Below are 15,155 nucleotides of genomic sequence, written 5' to 3'. Positions count from 1 at the left end.
CCACTCGGCCCGCCCCTACGGCAGCGGTGCCGCCCGCTCCGGGTCCAGCAGGCCCGCGAGGAGGTCCCCGTACCGCTCCAGCCGGGGCGCGATGTCCCCGGCGCGGAACTCCAGCGCGCCAGGTTCGCGGCAGCGCTCGACCTCGTCCCAGGTGACCGGCGTGGAGACGGTCGGGCCGGCGCGGGCGCGCACGGTGTAGGGGGCGGCGGTGGTCTTGCGGGCGGCGTTCTGGCTCCAGTCCACGAACACCTTGCCGGGCCGCAGGCTGCGCGTCATCCGGTGCAGCACCAGCCCCGGCATCGCCCGCTCCGCCTCCACCGCGAGCGCCCTGGCGTAGTCGCTCGCCTCCGCCGAAGTGCTGCCCCGCACCGCCGCCAGCAGGTGCAGCCCCTTGGACCCGGCGGTCTTCACATACGCCTCGATCCCGTCCGCCGCGAGCCGCTGCCGCAGCCACAGGGCGACCTCACAGCAGTGGACGACCGTCGCGGGCGCGCCCGGGTCGAGGTCGAAGACCAGCCGGTCGGCCTCGTCCGGGGTCCGGACCAGCCACTGGTGGGTGTGGAACTCGGTCACCAGGTTCGCCGCCCACACCAGGCTCGGCAGATCCTGGACCACCACCATCCGGGCCGCGCCCGCCGAACGGGGGACCTCGGCGGTCGTGACCCAGTCGGGCGTACCCGGTGGCACGTTCTTGGTGAAGAACACCTGCCCCCCGGGGCCGTCCGGATAGCGCAGGAAGGACACCGCCCGGTCGCGCAGCTGCGGCAGCAGCACCCCGGCGGCGGTGGCGTAGTAGTGCAGCAGCTCGCCCTTGGTGAAGCCGGTCTCCGGGTACAGCACCTTCTCCAGGTTGCTGAGCGTGACCCGCCGCCCCTCCACCTCCGTCACTTGCGTCATAGGATGACAATCCCAGAAACGGGACGAATCGGATAAGTCGAACCGGCTCGACCGGAACCGTACGGAAGGGACCCGGCACGTGCGATCCATCTGGAACGGCGCCATCTCCTTCGGCCTCGTCAGCATCCCCATCAAGCTGGTGAACGCCACCGAGAGCCACGCGGTCTCCTTCCGCCAGGTCCACAGCGAGGACAACGGCCGCATCCGCTACCGCAAGGTCTGCGAACTGGAGGACCGCGAGGTCACCTCCGCCGAGATCGGCAAGGCGTACGAGGGCGCCGACGGCGAGATGATCCCGATCACCGAGGACGACCTCTCCCACCTCCCGCTGCCCACCGCCCGCACGATCGAGATCGTCGCCTTCGTGCCGGGCGAACGCATCGACCCGCTCCAGATGGACGCCGCGTACTACATCGCCGCAGCCGGAGCGCCCGCCGCCAAGCCGTACACCCTGCTGCGCGAGGCCCTCAAGCGCAGCCACAAGGCCGCCATCGCCAAGTTCGCGCTGCGCGGCCGGGAGCGGCTCGGCATGCTGCGCGTGGTGGGCGACGTGATCGTCCTGCACGGCCTGCTCTGGCCCGACGAGGTACGCGCCCCCGAGGGCGTCGCCCCCGACGTGGACGTCACCGTCCGCGATCAGGAACTGGACCTCGCCGACGCCCTCATGGACACCCTCGGCGAGGTCGACCTCGACGGCCTCCACGACGAGTACCGCGAGGCGCTGGAGGAGGTCATCGCCGCCAAGGCGGCCGGCGAGACCCCGCCCCAGACCCCCGCCCCGGCCGACGGCGGCAAGGTCCTCGACCTCATGGCCGCCCTGGAGAAGAGCGTCCGCGAGGCCCGCGAGGCCCGGGGCGCGGAGGGCAAGGCGGAGGTACGCGAGTCCCGGGGCGGCGAGGGCGACGCGGAGGTCCGCGACCTCCACGGGCGGGGGACCCCCAAGGAGACGGGCGCGAAGAAGTCGACGGCCACCACGGGGAAGACGGCCGAGAAGAAGACGGCGAGCGCGCGGAAGTCGACGTCCAGGGCGGGGGAGCCGAAGGGGGCGGCGAAGAAGGCGACGGCGAAGTCCACGTCGAAGTCCACGTCGAAGGCTGCGGAGAAGAAGAGCGCGGCGAAGAAGACGCCGGCGAAGAGGGGGGCGGCCTCGGGGAAGCGGCCGGCGTGAGGTGGGGCGGTGGGGGTGCGGGTGGTCGGGCGTGGCTGTTGGCGGGTGCTCGGGGGTGGGACGGCTCTCCGCTCCGGGGTGGGCGCAGGATGGCCCGCCCTGAGGTGCCGCAGGATCGGGCCGCCGTGTCGAGGAGGCCGCACGGTCGCTGCTCCGGCACGGCCGCAGGGTCGCTGCTCCGGCACGGCCGCAGGGTCGCTGCTCCCGCACAGCCCCAAGTTCGCCGCCCCCGACCAGGCCGCAGGGTCGCCGACCGCGCACGTCCTCCCGTCCCGTACCTCGGATTCACCTCCCCGAACGGCGCGCCCTCAGGCACGATGAACGTGTGACATACGTGGTGACCGTGGCGATGGCCCCGCCCCAGGGGGCCCCGGAACTCGACGCACTGCGCCGGGAGGGAGTGGTCTTCCTGCTGCGCAAGGGCTTCGACTCGCTGGAGGCGGTCGAGGGCCCGGACGGCATGGAGGTCGACCTGCTGGACGACGTGATCGCCGCCCATCCCGGCGGGGCCCTGCTGAAGCTGTTCGTGGACGCCCCGGCACTGGAGTTCGCGGAGGACGCGGCGCGGGAGGTGGTGACGGAGCTGATGGAACGCACCGAGCCGCTCGCCGACTGGCGCCTGACCCGCTGCGCGGTGGAGCTGAACTCCGAACTCATCCAGGAGAGCCTGGACGCGGCCGACGGCCCCGACGCCCCGCCGTCCGACCCGGCGGAACGCGCCAGGCGCCACGCGGCGGGTACGGTGCCCGCACCCCCTGACGCCCCGGGCCACTCCGAGAGCCGGGCGATGCGCATGAGGCTCCGTGAACTCGCCCCGTCACTCACGGCGTTCACCCTGGGAGCCTTCGGCCACGACCCGTCGCTGCCGGAGTGCGAGGTCGGCAGGGAGGCGGCGGAGATAGCGGCGGGCGCCGTGGTCTACGCCATCGACCTCCTGGTGGACGAACTCTTCACCGACCTGGCCGCCCTGGAGGACGACGGCCCCACGGTCGCCCGCAGCAACGCCACGTTCATGATCCTGGACGACCTGCCCCCGCACTTGGCGGACGCCTACACGGTCCTGTTCACCCGCCGCCTCGCGGTCACCGCGATCACCCTCACGGGCCGCCTCACCCGCCCCCCGTTCGACCACCCCACCTGCCTGGCGGAGGAACTCCTCCTCAAGTCGCTCCTGAACCAGGCCGAGGTGACAGCCGACCTCTACAGCCTTCTGTCCGACGAGGTGACCCAGGCTCTGGAAACCTTCGCCGCGACCCTCCGCCCCCCGGCCCCGGCCCACCCCAGGACCCCGGAGGACCCGGACAGCTGGTTCACGCCGTACACCCCCCTCTCCCCGGTCCACCCGTACGCGGCGAACGAGAACGAGGAGACGGCGGCGGAGCTGCCTGAGTGAGCGTGCCGCAGGCATAGTTGAGAGTTGAATTGTCACAACTCCGTCACTACCTCCACGAGTTCCTCACATGTGGGGCCTCGACGTAGCTAGGTTCATCCCTCACGTATTCGCCCCGGGGGGGATCTCTCATGACCTACTACCAGCCTCAGCCGCCGTTCCAGCCTTCGCCCGCGGCGGCACGTCCCGCCCCGAAGTGGGCCCGCAAGCGCTTCGTACTTCCTGCCCTGGGTCTCGCGTTCATCCTGGGCGTGGGCAGCGCCGGCGCCGACGGCCAGAACCCGAACACCGCGAAGTCGGTGGCCAACACCAAGCCCCTGCCGACAGCCACGGCCACGGTCACCGCGACAGCCACGGCAACGGAGACCGCGAAGCCGGAGCCCGCGCCGACGGTGACCAAGACCGTCAAGGTCAAGGTCCGCGTGACGGTCACCGCACACGCCGCGGCAGCGGGATCGGGATCGGGAACCTCCACGTCCGGCGGCTCCAGCGGCGGGTCCAGCTCGACCGGCGGCTCGAGCTCCGCGGGAGGCGGCGCAACAGCCCTGTGCAACGACGGCTCATATTCGTACGCCGCCCACCACCAGGGGGCTTGCTCGCACCACGGCGGGGTTGACGTCTTTTACCGGTAGTCGCCCTATCGGGTAAGTGATGCGGCCCCCGGCAGGATTCGGGCCCACGCACACAGCTCCGAAGGCCGCGGCAGTCCTCACCGTTCATGCAGGCCGAGTCTCGATTCCAATGAGCTGGGTTACGAGTGAGGTGAAGTCCGACCTGGTCGTATCCGAGCATCCGCGCCGAGGCGCGACTCCACAGGCGCGGCATCGACGTCGACCACCGATCTCGCGGACGCGGACGCGCTCAGCCATCCGCCCGGCATGACGCGCAACGAGCCGCCCGAATCACCATCCGGCTGGCGCGTCACAACGGGGCGAACGCGGCCTGGTGCGGCACTAGATCTTGATGACAGTGATGCGGGAACCGCACAGGGCGGTCAGATCCTCGGGGTCGGAGGTGAGAACCGTCGCCGGACCGGGGGCTGCGAGGGCGGTGGCACCGAGCATGGCGTCGACGGCGTATTCGTGGCCGTGCAGGGCGGCGTCGGCGAGGAGGGCGGCGGCGTGGCGGGCGATGGGCTCGGTGACCGGTTCGATGACGAGACGGGAGAGGGTCCACTCCAAGGCCGGACGGTTGATCCGGGGGTGGACCACTTCCACGAGGGTGGCCGCGGAAGTGATCACCCGTAGGTCGTCGGCACGAGCGAGGGCGAGCCAGCCGGTGACGGTGCGGTCGCGAAGGACGGCCTTCGCGAGTCCTTCGCTGTCGAGGACGAGGGTGCCGCCGGAGGCAGCGGCGGACGAGCGGGTCACGCGGCGTTCGCCCCACCTTGCGTCTGCTGCCGCCGGCCCTGGTGGAGCTGGTCGCGCAGGGCCCGGATCTCTTCGTCGGTGATGGGCCCGTGCTCGGCCTCGGCGACCTGGATGAGTTCGTTGAGATCGTCCCGCTCGATCTGGCGCGCGACGGCGGCGGCGACATAGGCGGACAGACCCGAAGGGCCGCCGCGGGCTCTGGCAGCCTCGGCGACGTCGCGGGGCATGGTGATGGAGTACTTCCCGGTAGGGTCACTCATGCTACTCATCCTACCCTCGATCCTCCCCTCTCGGCCGGGGCCGGCGCAGCGAGCCGTCGGGTCATACCCTGCGGATGGTTCCAGCCGTGCCCGGGGTGCATGGAGAGGGAGCGGCCGCTGATCGCGGCGAGACCCGGCACGAGGCCAACGATGCGCTGTGCGCGATCAGCGGGGCGATGCCTCGGGACGTGCGAGGGCGTCCGAGCGGTGAACTGTCGCGGCGGGCGAGACGGGGCTTGGCATTCGCCGTCGTCCCATGCCCGAAGCCGTGCCGGCCGACACTGGAAGAGCCAGCGACGAGCGTGCTCCGACTCGCCGCAGAATTGCATCACTGAGACACAACGAGAGAGCGGGAGCCAGTCTTACTGACTCCCGCTCTCTTCAGCAGGCATCCACCCTGGTCAGCTCCCAAATTTGGGAGGTGAGTGGGCGAGTGCCCCCGGCAGGATTCGAACCTGCGCACACGGCTCCGGAGGCCGTTGCTCTATCCCCTGAGCTACGGGGGCGTGTCGGGCGTTGCGCTGGGCGCTTGCGGCGACGGGTAGAACCCTAGCAGGTCTCGCGGGGTGATCAGGAACGGGTTTGTCCAGGCGGGGTCGGGCCCGGGGGGGTACCGGGCGTCCCGGGTCCGGACGCACCCCCCTCCAGCCGTCAGTCAGAAAACCCCCACCACCCGTCAGAGCGAGAACTCGGGAAAACCGGGACGCGACCGCCCGCCCCGACCTACTCTCGAGTTGTGTCTGGCGCGCCCCGCCGGGTGCTTGTTGTGGACGACAGCAAGGGCATCCGGCAGCTGATCAAGGTCAACCTCGAGCTGGAAGGGCTTGAGGTGGTGACCGCGGTCGATGGTGCCGAGTGTCTTGATGTGGTGCACCACGTGCGCCCGGACGTCATCACGCTCGACATCGTCATGCCCCGGCTCGACGGGCTGAGTACCGCCGCCCGTCTCCGCGCCGACCCCCGCACCCGCGACCTCCCGCTCGCCATCATCAGCGCGTGCACCCAGTACGAGGTGGAGAGCGGGCTCGACGCCGGCGTCGACGCCTTCCTGCCCAAGCCCTTCGAGCCCGACGAGCTGGTCCGCCTCGTCAAGGGTCTCCTGGAGCGGAGCGACCGGCGCGACGGGGTCTGCTTCGGCGGCTAGCCACCCGTCCCCGTCCGCCCCTCCCCCCTCCCCTAGGCTTGTCCCGTGACCCCCGCCGAGCTGTCCCGTACCGTCCTGGACGCGGTGCGCCGTGCCGTGGACTCCGGGGAGCTGAGCGTGGCCCTGCCGGAACGGGTCACCGTGACCGAGCCGGGCCCCGGCGGGTGCGGGGACTTCGCCACCAACGTCGCCCTCCGCCTCGCCCGCCCCGCCGCCCAGCCGCCGCTTCGCGTCGCCGACATCCTGCGGGCGCGGCTCCTCGGCGCCGAGGGGGTGGGGGACGTCGTCGTCACCGGGCCGGGGTTCCTCAACATCAGCCTCCGCGCCCGCGACGACCTGCTCACCGGGCTCGTCCGCGAGATCCGCGAGCGCGGTCCGGAGTACGGGCACGGGGACTCCCTCGCCGGTCGGACCGTCGTCCTGCGGGTGCCGTACGAGGTGCGTGCCGAGGCCGTCGCCGACGCCCTCGCGCGCATCGTCGCCACCCAGGGCGGGCGGGCGGAGATCCAGCACGGGGAGCCCGTCACGCTGCGGCCCGTGCCCGCGCCCGAGGACCCCGCGCCGCTCGGCCCCGACGCCGCCCGCTGGGCCCTGCTGCACCCCGCCCCGCACGACCGGCCCCGGATCACCGCCGACCACCTCGTGCAGCGCGAGATCAACCCCCTCTTCCGGGTCCGCTACGCCCACGCCCGCGTACGCGCCCTCACCCGCAACGCCCGCGACCTAGGCTTCAGCGCGGAACCGGGGGAGCTGGGCCTGCCCGGTCGCACGGACACGGATACGGGTACGGGTACGGGTACGGACACGGGCATGGGCGAACCGGCGTCCGGGGCCCGCCTCACGAGCGCCGGCTCTCCCGTCCCCGGCGCCCCCGCGCACGCGGCGGCCACCGCCCCCGGCCCCGCCGTCAGCAAGGCGGCCCGTCCCCCCGCCCCCGCGCACGCCGCGCCCCCCACCCCCCGCCCCGCCGTCAGCGAGCCGGACCGTCCCTGCCCCCCCGCCCCCGCCCCCGGCCGAGGGCGAGCCGGTGCGGGCCACCCCGCCGCCGGCCGTCCCGTCAGGCCGCATCCCCTCCAGACCCCCCTGGCCGACCACCCCCGCGTCCTCCGGGCCGCCGCCACCGCCCACGCCCCCGACCGCCTGGCCCGGCACCTTCTCACCGTCGCCGATGCCCTGCTGCCCTTTCTGCCCGAGGTGCTCCCCGTCGGGGAGGAGAAACCCACGGCCGCCCATCGAGCCCGGCTGGCGCTTGCCGAAGCAGCCGGGGCGGTGCTTGCCGGTGGCCTGTCCCTGCTCGGCATCGACGCACCCGAACACCTCTGAGATCCGAGAACAGAGAGCCACGCCATGAGCCGTTCCGCCCACCCTGCCGGGCCCCGTCACGCCGATGTCCTGACCGAGGGGCACTACGCCGCCCCGCCGGCCGATCTCAACGCCCTCGACCCCAAGGTGTGGGCCCGGAGCGTGAGCCGGGACGAGGACGGCGTCCTCACCGTCGGCGGCCGCGATGTGACCGCGCTCGCCGAGGAGTTCGGCACCCCCGCCTACATCCTCGACGAGTCCGACTTCCGCGCCCGCGCCCGCGCCTGGCGCACCGCGTTCGGCAGCGACGCCGACGTGTTCTACGCGGGCAAGGCGTTCCTCTCGCGCGCCGTCGTGCGCTGGCTGGACGAGGAGGGGCTCAACCTCGACGTCTGCTCCGGCGGCGAACTGGCCACCGCGCTGTCCGCCGGGATGGACCCCGGGCGCCTCGCCTTCCACGGCAACAACAAGTCGGTGGCGGAGATCACCCGGGCCGTCGAGGCCGGCGTGGGGCGCATCGTGCTCGACTCCTTCCAGGAGATCGTCCGCGTAGCGCACATCGCGCAGGCACTCGGCAAGCGGCAGAAGGCGCAGATCCGCATCACCGTCGGCGTCGAGGCCCACACCCACGAGTTCATCGCCACCGCCCACGAGGACCAGAAGTTCGGTATCCCGCTGGCCGGGGGGCAGGCCGCGGAGGCCGTACGGCGGGCGCTCACCCTGGACGGGCTCGAACTCATCGGCCTCCACAGCCACATCGGCTCGCAGATCTTCGACATGTCCGGCTTCGAGGTCGCCGCCCACCGCGTCGTCGGCCTGCTGAAGGACATCCGCGACGAGCACGGCGTCGAGCTGCCCGAGATCGACCTCGGCGGCGGCCTCGGCATCGCCTACACCAGCGCCGACGACCCCCGTGAGCCGCACGAGATCGCCAAGGCGCTCACCGAGATCGTCACCCGCGAGTGCGAGGCCGCCCGGCTGCGCGTCCCCCGGGTCTCCGTCGAGCCGGGCCGCGCCATCGTCGGACCGAGCGCGTTCACGCTGTACGAGGTCGGCACGGTCAAGCCGCTGGACGGGCTGCGCACCTACGTCTCCGTCGACGGCGGGATGTCGGACAACATCCGTACCGCGCTGTACGACGCCGAGTACAGCGTCGCGCTCGTCTCGCGCGCCAGTGACGCCGAGCCGATGCTGACCCGCGTGGTCGGCAAGCACTGCGAGAGCGGGGACATCGTGGTCAAGGACGCGTTCCTCCCCGCCGACCTGGCGCCGGGCGACCTGATCGCCGTACCGGCCACGGGTGCCTACTGCCGGTCCATGGCCAGCAACTACAACCACGTCCCGCGTCCGCCGGTCGTCGCGGTCGGCGACGGCGAGGCGCGGGTGATCGTCCGCCGGGAGACCGAGGAGGACCTGCTCCGGCTGGACGTCGGCTGAACCCCCACCCGGGGCGGCCCGAGGCCCCGTTCCGGGAACACCAGACAGATGTCTCACGATCCGGACGTAGGGCGGCAAGCCCCATCCGGTGAGTGAGACTGGTCGAACCGCAGACGGTGAGAGGAAACGAGGTCGGATGATGCGTACGCGTCCGCTGAAGGTGGCGCTGCTGGGCTGTGGAGTGGTCGGCTCCGAGGTGGCGCGCATCATGACGACGCACGCCGACGACCTCGCCGCCCGCATCGGGGCCCCGGTCGAACTGGCCGGGGTCGCCGTACGGAGGCCCTCGAAGGTGCGCGCCGGGATCGACCCGGCGCTCGTCACCACCGACGCGACCGCCCTGGTCAAGCGCGGTGACATCGACGTGGTGGTGGAGGTCATCGGCGGCATCGAGCCCGCCCGTGGCCTCATCACCACCGCGCTGGAGCACGGCGCGTCCGTCGTCTCGGCCAACAAGGCCCTGCTCGCCCAGGACGGCGCCGCCCTGCACGCCGCCGCCGAGGAACACGGCCGGGACCTCTACTACGAGGCCGCCGTCGCCGGTGCCATCCCGCTGATCCGCCCGCTGCGCGAGTCCCTCGCCGGCGACAAGGTCAACCGCGTGCTCGGCATCATCAACGGCACCACCAACTTCATCCTCGACAAGATGGACTCCACCGGCGCCGGCTACCAGGAGGCTCTGGACGAGGCCACCGCGCTCGGGTACGCGGAGGCCGACCCCACCGCCGACGTCGAGGGCTTCGACGCCGCCGCCAAGGCCGCCATCCTGGCCGGGATCGCCTTCCACACCCGGGTCCGCCTGGACGACGTGCACCGCGAGGGCATGACCGAGGTCACCGCCGCCGACTTCCGCTCCGCGCGGGAGATGGGCTGCACCATCAAGCTGCTCGCCATCTGCGAGCGGGCCGAGGACGGCGCCTCGGTCACCGCCCGCGTCCACCCCGCGATGATCCCGCTGACCCACCCCCTGGCCTCGGTGCGCGGTGCGTACAACGCGGTGTTCGTGGAGTCCGACGCGGCCGGGCAGCTGATGTTCTACGGCCCCGGCGCCGGTGGCGCGCCCACCGCCTCGGCCGTCCTCGGCGACCTCGTCGCCGTCTGCCGCAACCGGCTCGGCGGCGCGACCGGACCCGGCGCGTCGGCGTACGCGGCGCTGCCCGTCTCGCCGATGGGGGACGTCGTCACGCGGTACCACATCAGCCTCGACGTCGCCGACAAACCGGGTGTCCTGGCCCAGGTCGCCACGGTGTTCGCGGAGCACGGGGTGTCCATCGACACGGTCAGGCAGCAGGGGAAGAATCAGAGCGGCGGCGACGCGGCCGCCGTGGAGCAGGGGGGCGGCGGGCGACGGGAGGGCGGCGAGGCGTCCCTCGTCGTCGTCACACACCGGGCCTCGGACGCGTCCCTCACCGGGACCGTGGAGGCGCTGCGCAAGCTCGACACCGTGCGGGGTGTCGCCAGCATCATGCGGGTTGAAGGGGAGTAAGCGGCAATGACCCACCAGTGGCGCGGAATCATCGAGGAGTACCGGGACCGGCTGCCGGTCACCGACAGCACGGCGGTCGTGTCGCTCCGCGAGGGCGGCACGCCTCTCGTGTCCGCGCAGGTGCTCTCCGAGCGCACGGGCTGCGCGGTCCACCTCAAGGTGGAGGGGGCCAACCCCACCGGCTCGTTCAAGGACCGGGGCATGACCATGGCCATCACGCGGGCCAAGGAGGAGGGCGCCAAGGCGGTCATCTGCGCCTCCACCGGCAACACCTCCGCCTCGGCCGCCGCCTACGCGGTGCGCGCGGGCATGGTCTGCGCCGTGCTCGTCCCGCGGGGCAAGATCGCGCTGGGCAAGATGGGCCAGGCCCTCGTGCACGGCGCGAAGATCCTCCAGGTCGACGGCAACTTCGACGACTGCCTCGACCTCGCGCGCGGACTGAGCGACAACTATCCCGTGGCGCTGGTCAATTCGGTCAACCCGGTGCGTATCGAGGGCCAGAAGACCGCCGCGTTCGAGATCGTGGACATGCTGGGCGACGCCCCCGACATCCATGTCCTTCCGGTCGGCAACGCGGGCAACATCACGGCCTACTGGAAGGGGTACCGGGAGTACGCCGCCGACGGCCCGGCCACCCGCACCCCGCGCATGTGGGGCTATCAGGCGTCCGGCAGCGCGCCCATCGTGCGCGGCGAGATCGTCAAGGACCCCTCGACCGTCGCCACCGCCATCCGGATCGGCAACCCCGCCTCCTGGCAGCGCGCGCTGGCCGCGCGGGACGAATCCGGCGGCCACATCGACGAGGTGACGGACCGTGAGATCCTGCGCGCCTACCGGCTGTTGGCCGCGCAGGAGGGCGTCTTCGTGGAGCCCGCCTCCGCCGCCTCGGTCGCCGGACTGCTGAAGGCCGCCGAGCAGGGCAAGGTGGACCCCGGCCAGACCGTCGTCTGCACCGTCACCGGCAACGGCCTGAAGGACCCGGACTGGGCCGTGGCCGGCGCACCGCAGCCGGTCACCGTGCCGGTCGACGCGTCCATCGCCGCCGAGCGTCTCGGCCTCGCCTGACCGACGGGTGCACGGGGGGCTTACGACACGCATCGTGCGCCTCCTGTGCGCCCTATGTCGCGGCGGAACCTTCCTTCGATAAGCTGGGGGGAACCCGCCCACCGCACCTGCCCACGCGTGTGGCACGGGGCCGCGCCGTACCAGGCGGCCCGAGGGGTCTTCGTACGTCATCGAGTGTCCGCACCGGATGCCCTCGCGGGCCATTCGGCAGTCACGTCCGTCACGCAGCTCAAGGAGAGTCTTCGAGCGATGGCCGGTCCCGCCTTCCGCGCCGCCGCCGTCCGGGTGCGCACCCCCGCCACCAGCGCCAACCTCGGTCCGGGCTTCGACGCCCTGGGCCTGGCGCTGGGGCTGTACGACGACGTGGTCGTCCGGGTCGCCGACTCCGGTCTGCACATCGACATCGCGGGCGAGGGCGGTGAGACGCTCCCGCGCGACGAGCGCCATCTGCTCGTACGCGCCCTGCGCACCGCCTTCGACCTGCTGGGCGGACAGCCGCGCGGGCTGGAGATCGTCTGCGCCAACCGCATCCCGCACGGCCGCGGCCTCGGCTCCTCCTCCGCCGCCATCTGCGCGGGGATCGTCGCCGCGCGCGCGGTGACCATAGGCGGCGAGGCCCGCCTCGACGACACCGCGCTGCTGGAGCTGGCCACCGAGATCGAGGGCCACCCGGACAACGTCGCGGCCTGTCTGCTCGGTGGGTTCACCCTCTCCTGGCTGGAGTCCGGTGCCGCCCGCGCCATCAGGATGGAGCCCGACCGTTCCGTCGTTCCGGTGGTTTTCGTGCCCGGGAAGCCCGTACTCACCGAGACCGCGCGCGGACTGCTCCCGCGCACCGTCCCGCATGTCGACGCCGCCGCCAACGCCGGCCGGGCCGCGCTGCTCGTCGAGGCCCTGACCCGGCGTCCCGAACTGCTGCTGCCGGCCACCGAGGACCGGCTGCACCAGGAGTACCGCGCCCCCGCCATGCCGGAGAGCGCCGCACTGGTGGAACGGCTGCGCGGGGACGGCGTACCGGCCGTCATCTCCGGTGCCGGGCCCACCGTCATGGCGCTCACCGACGAGGCCACCGCCGACAAGGTGGAGGCCCTCGCGGGCGCCGACTGGGCGGCCAACCGGCTGAGCCTCGACACCCGGGGGGCGAGCGTGCTGCCGCTCGCGCCCTGACACCCGGTTGCCGGATTTGGAGAGGGGGAATGTTTGTTGCATCCGGTAGTGTTAATCTCAAGTCTGCACCCGACCCCACCATGGCGAGGTGCTTCGTGTCCCCGTCAGGGACAGACATTCTTCCGGGAGCCTCCCAAGCCACTCCGTGTTCCGTGCGCCGTACCTGGGCAGTACGTCGCGTGGCAGCACTGAGCGAGTCAGCGGGCACGCTCCGGAATCGGCGCCGCCGCGCCATGTGACACCGGGTGTCACGGCTCGCGGGAGCGCCATCACCAGAAATTCTCTTCCGCCGCTTCAAGGCGGACCACCGCCCCGGCTCGGTACTTACCCACAGAACCGATGCCGGACAGCACAACCGGTCGCCGAGCCAGACAGGCCGACGTCCGCTCCAGGGAAGGACCCTTCGTGAGCGACACCACCGATCTGATGGGCGCACGTGTCGAGGAGACCGCTGCCGCGCCCGCCACGGACTCCGCGCCTGCCGCCGGTGCCGGCTCCCGGCGGCGCCGTGGTACCGGCCTCGAGGGCATGGTGCTGGCCGAACTCCAGCAGGTCGCCTCGGGCCTCGGCATCAGAGGCACCGCGCGGATGCGCAAGAGCCAGCTGATCGAGGTCATCAAGGAGGCCCAGGCCGGGGGAAGCGCCCCCAAGGCCGAGGCCGCCGAGGAGACCAAGCCCAAGCGCCGCGCCACCTCCAAGGCCCGTACGGGTGAGACCGCCACCGAGGCGAAGGCGGAGAAGTCCGCGCAGCCGGCCGCCGACAAGGCCGCCGCGCAGCAGATCGACATCCCCGGCCAGCCCGCCGCCGAGCGTGGGGGGGAGGACTCCCCGAACGAGCGCCGTCGCCGTCGTGCCACCGCCGACGCGGGCAGCCCGGCCGTCGCGGAGTCCGACGGGACCCAGGGCGAGAGCACCGAGCCCAAGGGCGAAGCCCAGCAGCAGCCGCAGGCCGACGGCAAGGCCGACGTCGACGGTGAGGCCCGTGGCCGCCGCGACCGCCGTGACCGTGACCGCGACCGGGGCGGCCGTGACCGCGACCGCCGGGGCAAGGGCGACGACCAGCAGCAGGGCGGCGGCGGTCGTCAGGACCGTCAGCAGGGCCAGCAGCAGGGTGCGGGCTCTCGCCAGGACCGTCAGGACCGGCAGCAGCAGCGGGCCGACGAGGACGGCGACGACTTCGAGGGCGGCCGCCGCGGCCGTCGGGGCCGCTACCGCGACCGCCGTGGCCGCCGTGGCCGCGACGAGATCGCCGAGCCGCAGGTCAACGAGGACGACGTCCTGATCCCCGTCGCGGGCATCCTGGACATCCTCGACAGCTACGCGTTCATCCGCACCTCCGGCTACCTGCCCGGCCCGAACGACGTGTACGTCTCCCTCGCCCAGGTCCGCAAGAACGGCCTGCGCAAGGGCGACCACGTCACCGGCGCGGTCCGCCAGCCGAAGGAGGGGGAGCGCCGCGAGAAGTTCAACGCGCTGGTCCGCCTCGACTCCGTCAACGGCATGGCGCCCGAACACGGCCGCGGGCGGCCGGAGTTCAACAAGCTGACGCCGCTGTACCCGCAGGACCGGCTCCGGCTGGAGTCCGAGTCCTCCGTGCTGACGACCCGCATCATCGACCTCGTGTCGCCGATCGGCAAGGGCCAGCGCGGTCTGATCGTGGCCCCGCCGAAGACCGGCAAGACCATGATCATGCAGGCGATCGCCAACGCGATCACGCACAACAACCCCGAGTGCCACCTGATGGTCGTCCTGGTCGACGAGCGTCCGGAAGAGGTCACCGACATGCAGCGGTCGGTCAAGGGCGAGGTCATCTCCTCGACCTTCGACCGCCCGGCCGAGGACCACACCACGGTCGCCGAGCTTGCCATCGAGCGCGCCAAGCGCCTGGTGGAGCTGGGTCACGACGTCGTCGTGCTGCTCGACTCGATCACGCGTCTGGGCCGTGCGTACAACCTCGCCGCCCCGGCGTCGGGCCGCATCCTCTCCGGTGGTGTCGACTCCACCGCCCTGTACCCGCCGAAGCGCTTCTTCGGTGCCGCGCGCAACATCGAGGACGGCGGTTCGCTGACCATCCTCGCCACCGCGCTGGTCGACACCGGGTCCCGCATGGACGAGGTGATCTTCGAGGAGTTCAAGGGCACCGGCAACATGGAGCTCAAGCTCGACCGGAAGCTCGCCGACAAGCGCATCTTCCCGGCGGTGGACGTCGACGCGTCCGGCACCCGCAAGGAAGAGATCCTGCTCGGCAGCGAGGAGCTGGCCATCACCTGGAAGCTGCGTCGCGTGCTGCACGCGCTCGACCAGCAGCAGGCGATCGAGCTGCTGCTCGACAAGATGAAGCAGACCAAGTCGAACATCGAGTTCCTGACCCAGATCCAGAAGACGACGCCGGCTCCCGGCAACGGTGACTGAGCCCCGCTGAGGCACCCCGAGGGACCCGAGGGCCGCCCCCGCCGCACACGCGACGGG

Annotated in this window: 13 protein-coding genes and 1 tRNA gene; 10 read left to right on the top strand and 4 right to left on the bottom strand. The window is 72.2% G+C overall.

Going from position 1 to position 15,155, the window contains the following annotated elements; all coding sequences use genetic code 11:
* Nucleotides 1-15 precede the first annotated feature (15 nt).
* Nucleotides 16-897, bottom strand: coding sequence for a non-homologous end-joining DNA ligase (ligD, locus tag ACFWN1_RS15300; protein WP_384361724.1), 882 nt, complete (start codon nt 895-897; stop codon nt 16-18).
* A gap of 79 nt (nt 898-976) precedes the next feature.
* On the opposite strand from ligD, the gene ACFWN1_RS15295 reads away from it, so the two are divergent.
* The 3 genes from ACFWN1_RS15295 (at nt 977) to ACFWN1_RS15285 (ending at nt 4,087) form a co-directional block, all read left to right on the top strand.
* Complete coding sequence (locus ACFWN1_RS15295) at nt 977-2,065, top strand: Ku protein (protein WP_384361721.1); 1,089 nt, start codon at nt 977-979, stop codon at nt 2,063-2,065.
* 325 nt (nt 2,066-2,390) lie between these two features.
* A complete protein-coding gene (locus ACFWN1_RS15290; protein WP_384361718.1) occupies nt 2,391-3,458 on the top strand; it encodes a hypothetical protein in 1,068 nt (355 codons plus the stop codon).
* 128 nt (nt 3,459-3,586) lie between these two features.
* A complete protein-coding gene (locus tag ACFWN1_RS15285) occupies nt 3,587-4,087 on the top strand; it encodes a flagellar motor protein MotB (RefSeq protein WP_384361715.1) in 501 nt (166 codons plus the stop codon).
* A 321-nt stretch (nt 4,088-4,408) separates the two neighbouring features.
* Here the strand turns inward: ACFWN1_RS15285 and ACFWN1_RS15280 are convergent, their stop codons facing one another.
* The 3 genes from ACFWN1_RS15280 to ACFWN1_RS15270 form a co-directional block, all read right to left on the bottom strand.
* Complete coding sequence (locus tag ACFWN1_RS15280) at nt 4,409-4,825, bottom strand: DNA-binding protein (RefSeq protein ID WP_384361712.1); 417 nt, start codon at nt 4,823-4,825, stop codon at nt 4,409-4,411.
* Nucleotides 4,822-5,085, bottom strand: a complete 264-nt coding sequence (locus ACFWN1_RS15275) for a CopG family transcriptional regulator (RefSeq protein ID WP_384361709.1) — start codon at nt 5,083-5,085, stop codon at nt 4,822-4,824. Before ACFWN1_RS15275 ends, ACFWN1_RS15280 begins: the two co-directional genes overlap by 4 nt.
* Before the next feature lie 434 nt (nt 5,086-5,519).
* A tRNA-Arg gene (locus ACFWN1_RS15270) sits at nt 5,520-5,591 on the bottom strand.
* Between the two features lie 230 nt (nt 5,592-5,821).
* Between ACFWN1_RS15270 and ACFWN1_RS15265 the strand changes: the two genes are divergently transcribed.
* The 7 genes from ACFWN1_RS15265 to rho all read left to right on the top strand — a co-directional run bounded on the left by ACFWN1_RS15265 (nt 5,822) and on the right by rho (nt 15,098).
* Nucleotides 5,822-6,229 carry a response regulator gene (locus ACFWN1_RS15265; RefSeq protein ID WP_384361707.1) on the top strand — a complete coding sequence of 136 codons (408 nt, stop codon included), beginning with the start codon at nt 5,822-5,824 and terminating at the stop codon, nt 6,227-6,229.
* 45 nt (nt 6,230-6,274) lie between these two features.
* The gene (gene nrtL, locus ACFWN1_RS15260; RefSeq protein ID WP_384361704.1) at nt 6,275-7,552 is read left to right on the top strand and encodes an ArgS-related anticodon-binding protein NrtL; all 1,278 of its coding nucleotides are present in this window, start codon (nt 6,275-6,277) and stop codon (nt 7,550-7,552) included.
* A gap of 24 nt (nt 7,553-7,576) precedes the next feature.
* The gene (gene lysA, locus ACFWN1_RS15255) at nt 7,577-8,968 is read left to right on the top strand and encodes a diaminopimelate decarboxylase (protein WP_384361702.1); all 1,392 of its coding nucleotides are present in this window, start codon (nt 7,577-7,579) and stop codon (nt 8,966-8,968) included.
* A gap of 136 nt (nt 8,969-9,104) precedes the next feature.
* Nucleotides 9,105-10,454: a homoserine dehydrogenase gene (locus tag ACFWN1_RS15250; RefSeq protein ID WP_384361699.1), complete on the top strand. Its 1,350-nt coding sequence runs from the start codon at nt 9,105-9,107 to the stop codon at nt 10,452-10,454.
* 6 nt (nt 10,455-10,460) lie between these two features.
* The gene (gene thrC / locus ACFWN1_RS15245) at nt 10,461-11,519 is read left to right on the top strand and encodes a threonine synthase (protein ID WP_384361697.1); all 1,059 of its coding nucleotides are present in this window, start codon (nt 10,461-10,463) and stop codon (nt 11,517-11,519) included.
* A gap of 249 nt (nt 11,520-11,768) precedes the next feature.
* Nucleotides 11,769-12,686, top strand: coding sequence for a homoserine kinase (thrB, locus tag ACFWN1_RS15240; RefSeq protein ID WP_384361694.1), 918 nt, complete (start codon nt 11,769-11,771; stop codon nt 12,684-12,686).
* Nucleotides 12,687-13,091: 405 nt separating this feature from the next.
* A complete protein-coding gene (rho, locus tag ACFWN1_RS15235; RefSeq protein ID WP_384361691.1) occupies nt 13,092-15,098 on the top strand; it encodes a transcription termination factor Rho in 2,007 nt (668 codons plus the stop codon).
* The last annotated feature ends 57 nt before the right edge of the window (nt 15,099-15,155 follow it).

The organism is Streptomyces sp. NPDC058459, from assembly GCF_042721685.1.
GTDB lineage: Bacteria > Actinomycetota > Actinomycetes > Streptomycetales > Streptomycetaceae > Streptomyces.
This window is presented reverse-complemented; position numbering and strand designations above follow the sequence as displayed.

What these genes read in the sequence shown, in the direction of transcription:
- ACFWN1_RS15250 (WP_384361699.1), top strand. Translation starts at nt 9,105, where the DNA reads ATGATGCGTACGCGTCCGCTGAAGGTGGCGCTGCTGGGCTGTGGAGTG.
- lysA (WP_384361702.1), top strand. Translation starts at nt 7,577, where the DNA reads ATGAGCCGTTCCGCCCACCCTGCCGGGCCCCGTCACGCCGATGTCCTG.
- thrC (WP_384361697.1), top strand. Translation starts at nt 10,461, where the DNA reads ATGACCCACCAGTGGCGCGGAATCATCGAGGAGTACCGGGACCGGCTG.
- ACFWN1_RS15275 (WP_384361709.1), bottom strand. Translation starts at nt 5,085, where the DNA reads ATGAGTGACCCTACCGGGAAGTACTCCATCACCATGCCCCGCGACGTC.
- ligD (WP_384361724.1), bottom strand. Translation starts at nt 897, where the DNA reads ATGACGCAAGTGACGGAGGTGGAGGGGCGGCGGGTCACGCTCAGCAAC.
- ACFWN1_RS15285 (WP_384361715.1), top strand. Translation starts at nt 3,587, where the DNA reads ATGACCTACTACCAGCCTCAGCCGCCGTTCCAGCCTTCGCCCGCGGCG.
- thrB (WP_384361694.1), top strand. Translation starts at nt 11,769, where the DNA reads ATGGCCGGTCCCGCCTTCCGCGCCGCCGCCGTCCGGGTGCGCACCCCC.